This window comes from Roseomonas sp. FDAARGOS_362, from assembly GCF_002754815.1.
Taxonomy (GTDB): Bacteria; Pseudomonadota; Alphaproteobacteria; order Acetobacterales; family Acetobacteraceae; genus Roseomonas; species Roseomonas mucosa.
Genome location: NZ_CP024587.1, coordinates 48428 through 63742 on the forward strand (window position 1 = coordinate 48428; position 15315 = coordinate 63742).

A 15315-nucleotide genomic window follows, 5' to 3' on the forward strand; every position below is an offset into this window, starting at 1 on the left:
AGTGACAAATGAGATGAGCGCCGGTAGGTTGCGAAAATATGCTGCGCTGCACAGGTTTAGGGCAAGTGTATTTTTTGGTTTTTCCCGCTTTTTTGCTCCGGTCCGACGTCTATCGATCCTTGTCGTATATTAGGTAACTTTTGATTGATTCGCCCCTAGAATCATGCATCCAGACCCTTCTCTCCGTGCCGCTGTCTTCACGGCAGCATCCTGTCCCGCCTCGCTGGAGGCCATGTCCGGAGTTCCCGCTGTTGGGTGAGCAGAAACCCAGGGTTGCGTCGCCTCGTCCCTCCGCCCAGCTCAGCCGGGCGGAGACGTCAGGTGCGGAGACCCCGATCTTCATCAATGGTCGTTTCCTGGCCCAACCACAGTCCGGCGTGCAGCGCTTCGCGGGGCAGATCGTGCGTGCCCTGGACGCAGGCGCCCTGGATGAGGGCGGGGGAACGGCGGCCGGACGGCAGGTCAGCCTTCTCGTGCCCACCGGCCTTGTCCGCGCCCCCCAGTATGAGCGGATCGGGATCCGCGAGGCCGGGCGGCGAGGCGGCCAGGTCTGGGAACAGGGCGAATTGCCGCGCGCGGCACGGAAGGGCTTCCTGATCAACCTGGGCAACACCGCGCCGATCATGGCCGGACGGCGCCAGTTGGTCGTCATCCACGATGCCGGTATCTTCGATACGCCCTCCTCATACTCCTGGCGTTTCCGGACCTGGTACCGGGTCCTCCAGAAGCGCCTGGTGGAGCGCGAGACGCAGATCGTCACGGTCTCCGACTTCGCCCGCGGACGCATCGCGCAGCATCTGCGGATCGCCCCCGAAAGGATCGCGGTGATCGGCGAAGGCGCGGAGCACATCCGACAGGAGGCGGCGGATCCCGGAATCCTCGGCTGCCATGGGCTGGAGCGGGGCCGCTATGTCCTGGCCGTGGGCAACCGGGCCGCGCACAAGAAGCTCGACATCCTCGGAGCGATCGTCCCGCACTTAAAGGCGCAGGGGCTGACGCTGGCGGTGGCCGGCTCGATCGACCAGAAGGTCTTCCAGACGCAGTCGGACGATCCGCTCGGGGCAGCCTGCCTCCTCGGCCGGGTGACGGACGGCGAGCTGCGCGCGCTCTACGAGAATGCCTTCTGCCTGCTCTTTCCTTCGAGCTACGAGGGCTTCGGCCTGCCACCGGTGGAGGCGATGCTGTGCGGCTGCCCGGTCATCACCGGACGCGGCACCTCGGTGGAGGAGATCTGCGGCGAGGTCGCGCTCTATGCCGGGGATTCCCCGTCAAGCCTCCTGCAATGCATCACCGCCCTGGCGGCCCCCGAACTGCACGCGCGGCTGCGCCACGAGGGCGTTCACAAGGCTGAGCGGCTGACCTGGTACCGTGCCGCCTCCCAGCTCATGGCCGTCGCCGAGCGTCAGCTGCGGAATCTCTGAGACATGACACCCAAAGTCGCGATCGTCCATGAATGGCTCGACACCTATGCGGGGTCCGAGCGTGTCCTCGAGCAGATGCTCCGTTGCTGGCCGGAAGCGGACATCTTCGCGGTCTGCGACTTCCTCCCTCCTGGCGAGCGTGGCTTCCTGCAGGGGCGCTCGGTGCGCACGAGCTTCATCCAGCGCCTGCCCTTCGCCCGGAAGCATTTCCGGAAATACCTCGGGCTGATGCCGCTCGCGGTCAGTCAGCTCGACCTGACCGGCTACGACATCGTCGTCTCCAGCCATCATGCCGTGGCCAAGGGCGTGATCGTTGGCCCCTCCCAGGTCCATGTGAGCTACGTGCACTCGCCCATGCGCTATGCCTGGGACCTGCAGCACCAGTACCTGCGCCAGGCCGGCCTCGAACGTGGCCCGATGGGGGCCTATACACGCTGGCTGCTCCACCGGTTGCGCCAGTGGGACCGCTCCACCGCCGCGGGCGTCGACGTCTTCGTCGCCAATTCCGCTTATATAGGGGAACGGGTCCGCAAGACGTGGCGGCGCGAAGCCGAAGTCATTTACCCGCCGGTGGATCTGGAGAGCTTCTCTCAACAGAGCCCGAAGGAGGACTTCTTCCTGGTGGCGTCGCGCTTCGTTCCCTACAAGCGCGTGGACATGATCGCCGCCGCCTTTCGCGCCATGCCCGAAGCGAAGCTGCTGGTCGTCGGCGGCGGACCGGAGGAGCAGGCCGTGCATCAGGCGGCAGGCGGGGCGCCGAACATCACCTTCCTGCCGCCCGTGCCCAAGGCCGAACTCGTGCACCTGTTCCAGCGGGCCCGCGCGGTGATCTTCGCCGCCGAGGAGGATTTCGGCATCACCACCGTGGAGGCGCAAGCCTGCGGCACACCGGTCATCGCCTATGGACGCGGCGGAGCGCGGGAGATCATCCATACCGGTCCCGGTCCGCTCACCGGCGTGCTGTTCGAGGAGCAGACGCCGGAATCGCTGATGGCCGCGGTGCGGGAATTCGAATCCAGGCGGGAGGAGTTCGATCCTATCACCTGCCGCGCCAATGCCGAACGCTTCTCCGCGCCACGCTTCCGTCAGGAAATCAAGGAGCTGGTCGAGCGCGCCTATCTGGTCCACGGGAAGGTGCCGGAACCGGCCAAGCCGCCGCTGACGATTCCACCGCCCATGGCGACGCGGCGCCCCGCCGTCCACGCCGTCCACGCCTCCGCCAGCCCGGGTGAGGTCCGATGAACCAGGACACGGACCCGACGCAGCCGGAAGCGCAGGCGATCACGGCGAAACGGAATTTCCTGGCCGGCGCAGGTTGGAACGCACTCGGCCGGGGCCTGCCGCTGCTCCTGGCGCTGGTGCTGACGCCGATTCTGCTGTCCCAGATGGGCGTCGAGCGCTGGGGCATCTTCACCCTGGCGCTGAGCCTGGTCGGAGTGGTCAGCATCCTGGATCTGGGCATCGGCGCCTCGCTGACCCGGGTCGTGGCGGCGGAGCTGGCGGTGGGTCGCGAGGACCGCGCCGCGGCCATGATCACCACCGCGCTCGCGATCCTCGCCGTGGTGCTGATCCCCTTCACCCTGGTCGCGGTGACCTTCATGCCGGCCGTGGTGGACCATGCGCTGAACGTGCCGCCCGCATTGCGGGACCAGAGTATCGCGGCGCTGCGCATCATGGTGCTGACCTTGCCGCTGGTGGTGCTCAGCGCCGCGCTATGGGGCACGCTGACAGCCTGCCAGCTCTTCCGCGCCGCGAACCTCGTCAACATCCCGGTCGGCATCTTCTACTATCTCGGCCCGGCAATCGCCCTGGCGCTGTGGGACAACATGGTGGGCGTGATGCTGTCGCTGGCTTTGCTGCGGTTGGTGACCTGCATCGCCTATTTCGTGCTCGTATGGCGTCGCTTGCCGGCATTGCACCATTGGCCGAGGCCGGAATGGCGCAATGCCCGGAGCCTGATGAAGACCGGCGTCTGGATGATGCTGTCCAACATCCTCTCGCCTCTTTCCCTTTATGGCGACCGCTTCCTGATCGGTGCGCTCTTTCCGCTCGCGGTCGTCTCCTACTACACGACCTCCTTCGACCTGCTCACGCGCTTCTGGATCGTCTCGGTCTCGGTCACCGGCGCGCTGTTTCCCGCCATGGCATCCACCTTCTCCTCGGATCCTGCGCGGACGGGTACGCTGATGCGCCATGGCGCCGCCCTGGTGATCGGGCTCCTCTTCCCCGCCTGCCTCATCACCGTGCTGTTCGCCAAGCCGCTTCTGTCCCTCTGGCTGCATGCGGATTTTGCCGAGCACAGCTACGGCGTGCTGCGCATCCTGGCCATCGGCATCTTCTTCAGCTGCTCGGGGAGCACGGCGGGCTCCTTCCTGGATGCGATCGGCCGGCCGGATGCCGGGGCAAAGTTCATGGCCCTCCTGGCCGTGCTGTTCATCCCGCTTGCCATGCTGTTGACTTGGCGCTTCGGCATCACGGGGGCCGCGGTGGCCTTCGCGCTGCGGTCGGCCACGGAATGCCTGGGGCGCCTCGCCCTGTGCCGTAACCTTCAGCCGCAGGCGGATCGGGACAGCCGGATCATCGGTTCCGTCTCAGCGATGGGAGGACTCATCCTGGCCATCAGTATCTTCGTTCCGGCCGGGATCATGTCCTTCCTGACCGTCCTGACCGTCCTGCCCGCCTACCTGCTTTTCGGCGCCTATTGCATGTTCGAGCGTCACGAACGCCTCGTGGCTCTTGCAGGCATGCTCCGGCTTATGCCGCGCCGCATCGGCGCATCCGTATCATGATCGCCCGATCGAGGATCCCTTTATGAGCCAGAGCTCAACCCCGACTACGGTGGTGTCGACAGGGTTTGATCCTGCGGCACAGATGGAGCCTATCGGAGTTCCATTCGGCCGAGTCTTCCACGTCCTGCGCCGGCGCAAGGGGGTGATCCTCGGCATCATCGTCCTGGGCATGGCTGGGGTGACCGCCGTCGTCATGCAGCTGCCGCCCCGCTATACCGCGGAGGCGCAGATCCTGATCGAACCCCGGCGGACCCAGGTGTCGGATCTGCAGGCGATCACGACGGAACAGGTCGACGTTTCCAACCTGATGCGCACGCAGATCGACATCTTCCGCTCGCCAGCTCTGGCGGCCAAGGTGGTCGAGGCCCTGGATCTCACCAACATGCCGGGCTTCCTGCCAGAGCCCGGCGGGCTGTCCGCCCTCCTGGCGGATGCGAAGCGGTGGTCCATGGAAATGTTGGGCCTGGCCACCCCGGCCCCCCGGCTGGAAGGCCCCCTGGACCGTGAGCAGCTCGCGATCCAGAAGGTGCTGGGGCTGATCACCTTCTCGAACGAGGCGCGCTCCAATGTCCTGCGCGTCTCGGCGGAGACCGAGGATCCGCAGCTGAGCGCCAATATCGCCAACGAGATCTCCAACCGCTTCCTGGACTTCAAGAGGAACCAGAAGTTCGCGGCCACGCAGCGCGCGCATGACTGGTTCCAGGAGCGGCTGGCGGAGCTTTCCGTGAAGGTCCGGGCTTCCGAGCGGCGCATCTCGGAGTACCGGGAGCAGTTCGGGCTGAATGACACGCCCCTGGCGCGCGATGGCGAAGCGCGGACGCCCTCGGTCAACGCGCAGCAGCTCAACGAGATCACGCGGCAGCTCTCGCTGGTGACCGGAGATCGCGTCGGCAAGGAATCGAGGCTCAATCAGGTCAACACCGTGCTGCGCAACGGTGGACGCATGGACACCTTGCCGGAGGTCGTGGACTCCCCCCTGATCCAGGCCCTGCGCCAGCAGGAGGCCGTGGCCATCGGCCGCGAGGCGCAGCTCTCCGCTTCTGCCAGCGAGCGCAGTCCGGAATTCCTCGCTGCCCAGGCGCAGCGGCGCGGCCTGCAGCGGCGCATCCAGGAGGAAGCCTCGAACATCGTTTCCGGGCTCAACAACGAGGTCATCGCGATCCGGGCGCGGGAAGCATCCCTGCGCAACACCCTCGACAACTTGCGCAGCGGCGTGGCGGTCGAGAATGCGGCGGAGATCCAGCTCCAGGCCCTCACCACCGAGGCACGGGCCAACCGCGTCCTCTATGAGAGCTACCTCAACCGCGCGGTGCAGTTGGCCAACCTGACCGGCATCCAGGAGCCGGACGCCGAGATGGTCTCTCCGGCAGCGGTGCCGCCCTCCCCTTCCGCGCCCCAGCGCAGCCGGATCCTGGTCGCCGCCTTTCTGGTCATCTCCGTGCTGGCGATCGCCATCGGCTTCCTGCTCGAGCGCCTTCGGACCACCTTCAGCAGCGCCGAGGAGCTGGAGGCCGCTCTTGGGATCATGCCCTTCGGGCTGATCCCCAAGACGTCGCAGCGCGCCCGCGCGCTGGGTAACGCGAATAGCACAAGCGCCCTTCAGTTCGCGGCGGCCCTGAGCAAGGTGCGGGGCGGGCTACAGGTCCTCCAGGTGGAGAAGCGCCCGAAGGTGATCATGATCACCTCTGCCCTGCCCAAGGAGGGGAAGACGGTCTTCGCAACCAGCTTCGCCAAGAGCGCGGCAAGCAGTGGCTGGCGCGTCCTGCTGATCGATGCCGATATGCACCGCCCTGGCGTGGCGGCACAGTTTGGTCTTTCCCCTTCGCCCGGCCTGGACGAGGTTCTCACCAGCACGGATCCTGCGGACTATGCCCGGGCGGTGCGGACGGTGGCGGACAGGCTCGATGTACTTCCTACCTCGGTGAGCGCGGCCACGCCGCAGGATCTCCTGGCCTCCGACCGGATGGCGGAGATCATCCGGAAAGCCCGGGAAGACTACGATGTCGTCGTGATCGACACGCCGCCGGTGGTGCCGACCGTGGATGGGCTGATCCTGGCCCACCTGACGGATGCAACGATCCTGGCGGTCAGGTGGGAGAAGACATCGCGCTCCTCAGCACAACTGGCCTTGCGCCTGCTGCGCAGCAGTAGTGCGACCCTGGTTGGAAGCGTACTGACACAGGTGGATTTCAAGCGCGCCGGCATCTCCCGGGCGCAGAACATGGCCTATCTTTACCGCAAGCATCTCAAGATCAAGCGCTCGGCGGTGTGAGCGGAACGAAGCGAGGCCGTGCGGAGCTATCCTCCTGTTCCACCCATAGGAGGTGCAAGAGGACCGGATTGCACGGCCGCGCAACCGCATTCGTGCGAACGGGACCAGGGTGCTATCGCACCATCCAATAGATGCCGATCCAGGCCACGACGCCAAGCAGGATAGCGAGCAGGATCCCACGCGCGGCCGACAGCGGATGGCCGGAGGGAGCGTCAGGCCTTCCTCGCTCCCTGTGGCAAGGCTCCTGCTTGTCGATACGGTTGGTGATCTTGGTCACTCCTGGCCAAACTCCGTATGGGCTCAATCACGTTGAGCCACCGGAACCGGAAGGCCTGACCAGGCATACTGCCCGGTCATAGACCGAGTCTAACACGATTTTTTCGCCGCTTGCCGTCCCAACGCTGGCCCGGCCTACCCATTCCTGGGTAGTCGGCTTTGAATAACCCTTTCAAACGGACGGGCTGCAGAACAAGCGTAAGCGCTGCCTGGAGACCCTACGTGGTCGGCTCTGAACAACCTGATCAGGCCGTTCGGCCCATTGCTGGATGGCGACTGGTCTGTGTGAGGGCCTGAACGAGGCTGGCGAGAAAGGCGAGCAAGAGAGCCCTGAGGTGGGCGAGGATCTTGCGGATATTGCGGCCGCAGCCGCAGAGGACGGCGTGGAGGGCATCGCCGAGGGTGCCCTTGAGGGCGCAGCGGGCGAGACGGCCGTCGGACTTCATGTGGCCGATCTCGGGCTCGATGGCGCTGCGGCGGCGCAGCAGCCGGCGCAGGCGGGGTGTCAGGCCGCGGCGCGTGCCGCTGACGAGCACCCTGGTGCCGGTCACGCCATGGCCGCGGTAGCCACGGTCGACCACGGCGAGGCTGGGGCGGAGGCCGGTGAGGGTCTCGACCTGCTGGAGGGCGTCGGCGAGGGTGTGGCCGTCATAGGGATTGCCGGGCTGGCTGCGCATGCCGACGACGAAACCGTCCTCGATGGTGGTGGCGATGCTGACCTTCGTGCCGAACTCGTAGCGCACCCTGGCCTTGCCCTTGGCGATGCAGTCCACCTCCTGCTCGTGCAGGGCGTAGAGCTTGCGGGGCGTCTTCGGCGTCTGGCGCAGCAGGCGGGTGACGAGCGCCATCCTGTCGTTGATCCGATCCCGCAGCCTCCCCTCGGGGACGGCGCCGAGCTTGCGGCCCACGTCGCGCAGGACGCGGCCGGTGTAGCCCTTGAGGGTGCGCAGCGCCTTGCGCATGCGGCGGAACTGCCGGGCATGGGCGTGCCGCCCCACCTGGCCCGCCAGGCGCGGGGCCAGGCGGCTGTAGGTCTGCCGCAGGGCGATCCCGGCTTTCCGCGCCAGCGTCACCAGCGAGCGGCGCGCCTTCTCGTAGAGACGGCTGTCGGTCGGGTGGGCGATGGCCTTCTCCATCACGGTGGTGTCTACCGCGACCTCGGCCAGGCTGCGCTCCGACACCGCACCCGCGGCGCGGCCCGCCTCGATCGTCTTGGTCAGCAGCCACTCGACACCTTCCTCACCGATACGGCTGCGCCAGCGGCTGAGCGAGGAGGGGTGGATGGGCGGACGGTGCTGGAAGAACGTCTCGCCGGTGAAGTGCTGGAAGTACGGGTTCTCCACCCAGCGCGCGAGCACCGCCTCGTCGGAGAGGCCGTAGGCATGCTGCAGGTACATCAGCCCTGCCACCAGACGCGGATGCGCGGCAGGCCGTCCCTCGGTGCCGGGGAAGAAGCCTGTCCACTCCCGCTCGAACCACGCCCAGTCGATCAACGCCGCCAGCCGCACCAGTTCGTGCCGCCCATCGATCATGTCGACCAGCCGCGGCCGCAGCAGATCGTCCTGTTCCGGCGGGCGCGGGCGATGCTTCATGCCCGCCAGAATCGCAGGGTTTGCCGCTGAAAACAATTGAACCCGGCAAATCCGGGACACCCAGACCAGCAGATTCCCTGGCTAAATCAGAGCGTTGCGAGTTGTTCAAGGCCGACTCAGTATGTCGACCGTTGTGCCGCCCGCTACGAGCGCGGCGCCATGATCCTGACTTCCAATCGCGGCTTTGCCGAGTGGGGCGAGGTGTTCGGCGAACCGGTGGTGGCGACCGCGCTGCTCGACCGGCTGCTGCACCATGCGGTGGTCGTGTCGATCGAGGGCTCCAGCTACCGCCTGCGCCAGCACGCGGACCTGGTGCCGGAGAGCCTGCGCCCCGCCGCCAGCACCCTCGCGCAGCCTCCACCGCGGCGCCGGGGCAGACCGCCCAAGCCAAGAGGTGCCGATCCCAGCAACGGCTGATCCCCGGACCCAAACTGGGGAATTTTACGGTTCTCCCGCACTTTCCGTGCTGCTGTTTCGGTATCACGCGGCGTGCAGGACGCGGGTGCGGAGGAGATCAAAGCCTGCTCGGCCGTACATGGTCCGCTTGATCATCTTGATGCGGCTGATCTGTCCTTCGACCGGGCTCGTCGTCCAGGGCAGATCGAGGGCGGCCTGGATGGCGTCCTGGTCGCGGCGCAGCCCGGCGGCGAAGTTCTTGAGCGGTGTTTCGTCGGCAGCGGCGAGCACGGCAGGTAGGGTGTCACCCGTCTCGTGGCGCAAGAGACGCTGCAGCCGCTTAGCCACGGTGATCGCCTCGGCCAATCGGGGCGCCTCCTTGAGCAGGTGACCGACGAACAAGTTCTCGTCTGCCGACAGTCTGGTCTCGTCGGCCATGAGCATGCAGCCGATCCGGCGAATGGTCAGCCCTGCCCAGGCCTTGGCTCCTGCTCGTTGCTCGGTGGCGGAAGGATCCGGCTGTTCCCGGCGGCGACCGGTGGCCCAGCGGCGCACAAGACCGGGGCGCCCTGTGAAGCCCCGCCCGATCAACTCGCGCCAGAGCTGAGCGGCGTTGCGGCAGCCCTCATTCCAGCGGCCTTCGAGATACGCGACATGGACATCCAGCCCGCTGCCGCGCCGCGGCTTGCGCCACGACGGGGCATGGCCAAGCGACAGCCAGCGCCGCACGGTCTTGCGCTCGGCATCGAGCAAGCTGGCGATGCGGCTGATCGACAGGCCCTTGCCGTGAAGGTCGGCTGCCTCGTCGTACCGTGCCTGGCGGCGGTGAAGTGAGGCTTGGCTCGCCCGCTGCGCCGCGTTCGGTGGATGGGACAGAGGCGGCGGCACGCCCGGTAAGGGCTCGCCCTGGGCTTGCGTCTCGGCGGTCCGCTGTGCCGCCCGACCGGTGGCGTTGCCGTGCCGTTCCACGAGGGCCCGGACCGCATCTCCGAGGTTGCGCAGCAGGTGCCAGCGATCCGCTACCTGGATTGCACCGGGCGCGCCCTGCCGGACCCCGTCCGCGTAAGCGCCCGCCCGGTCTCGGGCCACGATCTCCACGCCAGGGTGCTGGCGCAGCCACGCCGCCAGGGTCTCCGCTTGGCGGTCGGGCAGCAAGTCGACGGCGCGATTGCGCTCTAGGTCGACCAGCGCCGTGCCGTAGTGATGGCCTCGGCGCCAAGCCCAGTCGTCCACCCCGAGCACCCGGGGCGTCGCTGCCGGCATGGCGTCCCGGCCCTCCGCGCGGGTGATCCGCAGCAACGTGTCCGGGCTGGTCGCCATGGCTAGACGCTCGATCAGGCGCGCGCCGGCCTTGTCCCCGAGCGCCAGGCCTACACAGCGCTGCAGATCGCCCAGTCGCCGGGTCCGCCGTGCCCCGGCGGCCGCAACCTCCGGGAGCCGCTCGGCGAAGGTCTGCCGGGTACAGGTCGGGTCGAGGCAGCGGAACCGCCGTGCCTGGAGACGCAGCGTCACAGGGCGGCCCTGCCATGGCAGATCAGCGAGGCGGCGTTGGTAGTGGCTGTGAACGCGCCGTGACGACGTGCCGCAAGCTGGGCAGGTGGCGGCCTCGGGAGGTAGCGTGGCGGCGATGATGATGTGATCGGAAGCGGGCAGGACCTGCTGAACCAGCAGCCCCGCTGGAAGCAGAGGCAGGAGACGCTTGGACAATCCCAGCTTTCAGAGAGAGGAACGACGCCCCTCCAATGTGATCATCCCACCCCGGAACGACGAGCCACAGCACGGAAAGTGCGGGAGAACCACGATTCAGGCGGCGTTGACAGTGGACACGACGGTGATGGAAAAGGCCATCGCGCATCCGACCGACAGCCGCCTCTACGAGCGGGCGCGGCACTCCCTGGTGACGCTGGCGGGCCAGGCCGGGATCAGGCTGCGGCAGACCTACAACCATGCCCGGCAGTTCCGGCGCATGCGCCGGGCGCTGCGCACCCTCAAGGGCTACACCGGCCGCGTCCTGCGCGACGTGGGCCGCAAGCTCGGCGCCGTCCCCGAGGGGAGGCTGCGGGATCGGATCAACGACAGGATGGCGCTCGTCACCCGCCTGCTGCGCCAGACGCCGAAGACGCCCCGCAAGCTCTACGCCCTGCACGAGCAGGAGGTGGACTGCATCGCCAAGGGCAAGGCCAGGGTGCGCTACGAGTTCGGCACGAAGGTCAGCATCGCCACCACCATCGAGGACGGTTTCGTCGTCGGCATGCGCAGCCAGCCCGGCAATCCCTATGACGGCCACACCCTCGCCGACGCCCTCCAGCAGGTCGAGACCCTCACCGGCCTCCGCCCCAGCCTCGCCGTGGTCGACCGTGGCTACCGCGGCCATGGCGTGACCGGCACCAGGGTGCTCGTCAGCGGCACGCGCCGCGGCCTGACACCCCGCCTGCGCCGGCTGCTGCGCCGCCGCAGCGCCATCGAGCCCGAGATCGGCCACATGAAGTCCGACGGCCGTCTCGCCCGCTGCGCCCTCAGAGCCCGTTTGAAAATTGCTGGTCCGCAGCCTTCTGGGGTCTGCTGAACCTTCGCAGAGGCAGACGTCCAGACGCAGACCTCCTGCGCTGCCCGGCTGGGAGACCCTTACCGGTCCACCGCTACAGCATTCTCAAACGGGCTCTAAGGGGCCGCAAGCGATCCTTCCCATTTCAACGCAGTGTCAATAATGAAATCAAGATCGTCATAAAGCGGATTCCAATCCAGAACCTGGTTGATATGCTGGGTGGCTGCAATTAAGAACGGGGGATCACCTACTCGTCGCGGAGATTCTACAATTTCCAATGATTTGCCGCTCACTTTTTCCACGGCACTTAATACCTCTCGCACAGAGTGCCCACGCCCGTAACCGCAGTTCATTGTTAGATTGACTGAATTGTTCTTCTGCAAGTAACGAAGTGCCGCAACATGAGCATTCGCCAGATCCGTGACGTGGATATAATCACGCACACCCGTTCCGTCAGGTGTTGGATAATCCGTGCCGAAAATCTCTATTTTCTTACGTTTGCCCACTACGGCTTCGCAGGCAACTTTGATGAGATGTGTGGCACGTAGCGAGCGCTGCCCAGCACGCCCCAAAGGGTCCGCGCCAGAAACATTAAAATAACGCAGCGTGACACTCGAAATCCCGTGGGTGCGGGCGACGTCACTGATCATCTGTTCTGCAGCGTACTTGCTATTGCCATACGGATTTATCGGCTTACACGGCATGCCTTCATCAATTGGCATAACTTCCGGAATACCATAAACGGCAGCAGTCGACGAAAAAACAATATTTCGTACGCCTGTCTGGACACAAGCACCGAGCATGGCCGAAACGCCGAAGACGTTATTGCGCCAGTAAGCAAGCGGCTTCTCTGAACTTTCTGGCACGATCAACGATGCGGCAAAATGCATTACGGCCGATACATTGTAATCGCGAATAGTTTGTACCAATCTTTCTTCGTCATGGACAGAAGCATGGATGAAAGGCACATCACTTGGTATCGATTCAGCAAATCCGGTTGACAAATCGTCAAACACCACCACGTCGAAACCTGCATCGCGTAATGCAAGTACCGCATGGTTACCGATGTAACCCGCGCCTCCTGTCACCAGAACGCTGCTTTTCCTGTTCTGAACAACCACTAGAAATTCACCCCGCTTTTTCTACAATATGGTAGGATATTTGACGCTTCAGTAACAGATTATGCTAAATATAAACACCAAAAAGACGTTAACTTGCATAGCATGATGTATCACGATTTTCTATCTGTTTGGTCGCGAACAGTATGGGGACCTTTTTGGTCTAGACTTAGGATCCGCTAGAGCATAATCTGATCAGTCTGGTTCATATTCAGCGGCGGTGAAGTAGCTGGCACATTCCTGTGGTGAGAACTGCGGAAGCGCATCGCGGATTGCGTTCCAGAGTGCGTCGATGGTGCGGCTGGCGGCCTTCCGCAGGAGCGCCTTGAGCTTGGAGAAGGCGTTCTCGATCGGGTTGAAGTCTGGCGAGTAGGGCGGCAGGAACCGCAGTGTCGCGCCTGTGGCTTGGACGGCCTCCCGGACGGCAGCGCCCTTGTGGGCGGGCAGGTTGTCGAGGATGACGATGTCACCCGGGCGTAGGGTGGGTGCCAGAACCTGCTGTGCATAGGCGGTGAACCACTCGCCCGTCATCGCGCCGTCCAGCACCATCGGCGCGGTCAGGCCAGACAAGCGCAGCGCGCCGGTGAAGGTGGTTGTCTTCCAATGCCCGTGCGGCACTGGCGCCCGGCAGCGGGTTCCGCGTTTCGAGCGCCCATAGAGCCGTGCCATCTTGGTGGAGGCGCTGGTCATCATCGATGAAGACCAGCCGCTCCGGATCCAGATCAAGCTGTGCCTCGAACCAGACCTCGCGCTTGGCGGCCACATCTGGCCTCAGTTGCTCGGCAGCGTGGGCAGTCTTTTTTTCTAGGTTGGCAAAATTGGCTGTCTGATGGTCTGCTCTCTGTTGCGGAGTGGGTGGCTGGAGGGCAGTGGGATGGGCAGGCTGTCGGCACGGGATCGGCCGGAGCGTGAGCGGGTGCTGGTTCCGGTTCGGCGTCTGTGTCCGGCCTGCGGCATGGCGATGCGGATCCGCTACGAGAACCGCCGCACGCTGGTGACGCTGTCCGGGTCGGTGAGGCTGCGGCTCAAGATCCGGCGCTGCGAGGCGGTGAGCTGTGTGCGGCATCACCGTCCCTGGCGCCCGGAGGCGGAGGGCGCCAGGGACGGTGATGCCGCAGCATGAGTTCGGGCTGGACGTGGTGGCGTTGGTGGGGGCGCTGCAGCACCGGGATCACCGCTCCGCGCCCGAGATTCACGCGGTTGTCAACGCCGCCTGAATCGTGGTTCTCCCGCATTTCCCGTGCTGTCGTTTTGTCATGCAGCGTTCAGCACGCGGTTGCGGAGCAGATCGAACCCGGCACGGCCATACATGCTCCGCTTGATCAGCTTGAGCCGGTTGATCTGCCCTTCGACGGGGCTCGTGGTCCAGGGCAAGTCAAGTGCGGCCTGCACGGCATCGATGTCGCGGCACAGGTTGGCGGCATAGGATGCGAGTTCGGTCTTCTCCGCCGCGGCGAGCACCTCCGCGAGCGTCTCGCCTCCCTTGCGGCGCAGCACCTGGCGCAGCCGTCTTGCGACCGCGATCGCGGCGGCCAATCCGGGCGCTTCGGCCAGCATCCGCGCGGCAAACTGTCGCTCGGTCTCCTTTAGCGTGTTGCTGTCCGCCATCAGAATGCGCGCGACGCTGCGGCCCGAGGGCACCGGCCATGCCGGTGCCATTCGTGTGGGACGGGGCGCGGTCGGCGCTGGCTCGGTGCCACGGCGCCGGGTGGTCCAGGCGCGGACGGTGCCGGGCCGCCCAGCGAAACCCTGCGCAACCAGTTCGCGCCAGAGCTGGGCTGCGTTGCGGCAGCCCTCGGCCCAACGCCGGTCCAGCACGTCTGCAAAGGCCGCGAGGGTGCTGGTGCGCGGCCGCTGCTTCCAGGATGGGGCGTGCCCGAGGCGGAGCCAGCGGCGGACCGTCTTGCGCTCGGCCCCGAGGCGGGCGGCGATGCGGCTGATCGAAACCCCTTTGGCGCGCAGCCCTGCGGCTTCCTCGTAGCGCGCCTGCCTGCGGGCCAATGAGGCCTGGCTCGCCCGTGCCGCAGCGTTCGGCGGACGCGGTGGGGCGGGCGGCATCGGCTCGGCTGCAATAGCGGCCGCCACCGTGTCCGCGATAAGCCGTCCCGCACGGCGCACGGCAGCAGCGTGCCGGTCGACAAGCGCGGGCACGGCATCACCGAGGTTGCGCAGCAAATGCCATCGATCCGCGACCTGGACCGCAGCAGGAGCACCCTGCCGGATCCCGTCCGCGTAGGCGCCGGCGCGATCACGCGCGACAACTTCGACGCCAGGATGGCGGCGCAGCCAGGTCGCGAGTGTTTCAGCTTGGCGATCGCGCAGCAGATCGACCACGGCGTTGCGCTCCAGGTCGACCAGCATCGTGCCGTAGCGGTGCCCCCGACGCCAGGACCAGTCATCCACACCGAGCACGCGCGGGGCTGGTAGTGGGTCATCGCGGCACGCAGCCGCACGCACAACACGCAGCAGCGTATCGGCGCTGGTCGGCATGGCGAGCCTGTACGCCAGCCGCGCCCCGGCCTCTCCGCCGAGCGCGAGGCCGAGGCAGCGCTGCACCCCGCCCAGCCGTTCGGTCCGGCGCGCCGCAGCCGGTGCCACCTCGGCCAGGCGCTCGGCGAAGGTCTGGCGGGCGCAGGCCGAGTTGAGGCAGCGAAATCGCCGCGCGTGGACCGCCAGTGTCACCGGACGACCCTGCCAAGGCAGGTCGGCAAGGGTTCGACCGTAGCGGCTGTGCACGCGCCGCGAAGCCACGCCGCAGTCGGGACAGGCAGCGGCGTTCTGGCGCGGGCTCGCCTTGATGGTGATGTGCTCAGAGGTGGGCAGGACCTGCTGAACCAACAGTCCCGCCGGGATCAGGGGCAGGAGGCGCTTGGGCAAGGGAGACTTTCAAAGGAGGGCAGTGTTCC

The 15315-nt window shown here is 66.2% G+C and carries 9 protein-coding genes and 4 pseudogenes; 7 read left to right on the forward strand and 6 right to left on the reverse strand.

Annotated features, from left to right (window positions below):
* Positions 1-251: 251 nt before the first annotated feature.
* From CTJ15_RS04290 to CTJ15_RS04305, 4 genes are all read left to right on the forward strand, one after another.
* A complete protein-coding gene (locus CTJ15_RS04290; protein WP_026033505.1) occupies positions 252-1421 on the forward strand; it encodes a glycosyltransferase family 1 protein in 1170 nt (389 codons plus the stop codon).
* A 3-nt stretch (positions 1422-1424) separates the two neighbouring features.
* Positions 1425-2663: a glycosyltransferase gene (locus CTJ15_RS04295; RefSeq protein WP_019462779.1), complete on the forward strand. Its 1239-nt coding sequence runs from the start codon at positions 1425-1427 to the stop codon at positions 2661-2663.
* On the forward strand, positions 2660-4210 hold the full coding sequence (locus tag CTJ15_RS04300) for a flippase (RefSeq protein WP_019462780.1): 1551 nt from the start codon (positions 2660-2662) through the stop codon (positions 4208-4210). The genes CTJ15_RS04295 and CTJ15_RS04300 overlap by 4 nt, the downstream gene beginning before the upstream one ends.
* An 82-nt stretch (positions 4211-4292) precedes the next feature.
* Positions 4293-6482 carry a polysaccharide biosynthesis tyrosine autokinase gene (locus CTJ15_RS04305; protein ID WP_226945943.1) on the forward strand — a complete coding sequence of 730 codons (2190 nt, stop codon included), beginning with the start codon at positions 4293-4295 and terminating at the stop codon, positions 6480-6482.
* Positions 6483-6594: 112 nt separating this feature from the next.
* Here the strand turns inward: CTJ15_RS04305 and CTJ15_RS24220 are convergent, their stop codons facing one another.
* Complete coding sequence (locus CTJ15_RS24220; RefSeq protein WP_019462782.1) at positions 6595-6759, reverse strand: hypothetical protein; 165 nt, start codon at positions 6757-6759, stop codon at positions 6595-6597.
* Positions 6760-7003: 244 nt separating this feature from the next.
* On the reverse strand, positions 7004-8350 hold the full coding sequence (locus CTJ15_RS04310; protein ID WP_099781237.1) for an IS5 family transposase: 1347 nt from the start codon (positions 8348-8350) through the stop codon (positions 7004-7006).
* A 141-nt stretch (positions 8351-8491) separates the two neighbouring features.
* Between CTJ15_RS04310 and CTJ15_RS04315 the strand changes: the two are divergent.
* Positions 8492-8767: pseudogene (locus CTJ15_RS04315) on the forward strand (ATP-binding protein); the annotation flags it as partial.
* A 63-nt stretch (positions 8768-8830) separates the two neighbouring features.
* Here the strand turns inward: CTJ15_RS04315 and CTJ15_RS04320 are convergent.
* Positions 8831-10453, reverse strand: coding sequence for an ISL3 family transposase (locus CTJ15_RS04320; RefSeq protein ID WP_226945941.1), 1623 nt, complete (start codon positions 10451-10453; stop codon positions 8831-8833).
* A 106-nt stretch (positions 10454-10559) separates the two neighbouring features.
* Here CTJ15_RS04320 and CTJ15_RS04325 point away from each other — a divergent pair.
* Positions 10560-11267 (forward strand): annotated as a pseudogene (locus CTJ15_RS04325) (transposase); the annotation flags it as partial.
* 140 nt (positions 11268-11407) lie between these two features.
* Here CTJ15_RS04325 and galE read toward each other — a convergent pair.
* A complete protein-coding gene (gene galE / locus CTJ15_RS04330) occupies positions 11408-12379 on the reverse strand; it encodes a UDP-glucose 4-epimerase GalE (protein WP_237719435.1) in 972 nt (323 codons plus the stop codon).
* Between the two features lie 225 nt (positions 12380-12604).
* Positions 12605-13211 (reverse strand): annotated as a pseudogene (locus CTJ15_RS04335) (IS630 family transposase); the annotation flags it as partial.
* 159 nt (positions 13212-13370) lie between these two features.
* Between CTJ15_RS04335 and CTJ15_RS24225 the strand changes: the two are divergent.
* A pseudogene (locus tag CTJ15_RS24225) lies at positions 13371-13614 on the forward strand (ISNCY family transposase); the annotation flags it as partial.
* A 49-nt stretch (positions 13615-13663) separates the two neighbouring features.
* Here the strand turns inward: CTJ15_RS24225 and CTJ15_RS04340 are convergent.
* The gene (locus CTJ15_RS04340) at positions 13664-15286 is read right to left on the reverse strand and encodes an ISL3 family transposase (RefSeq protein ID WP_026033620.1); all 1623 of its coding nucleotides are present in this window, start codon (positions 15284-15286) and stop codon (positions 13664-13666) included.
* Positions 15287-15315: the final 29 nt, after the last annotated feature.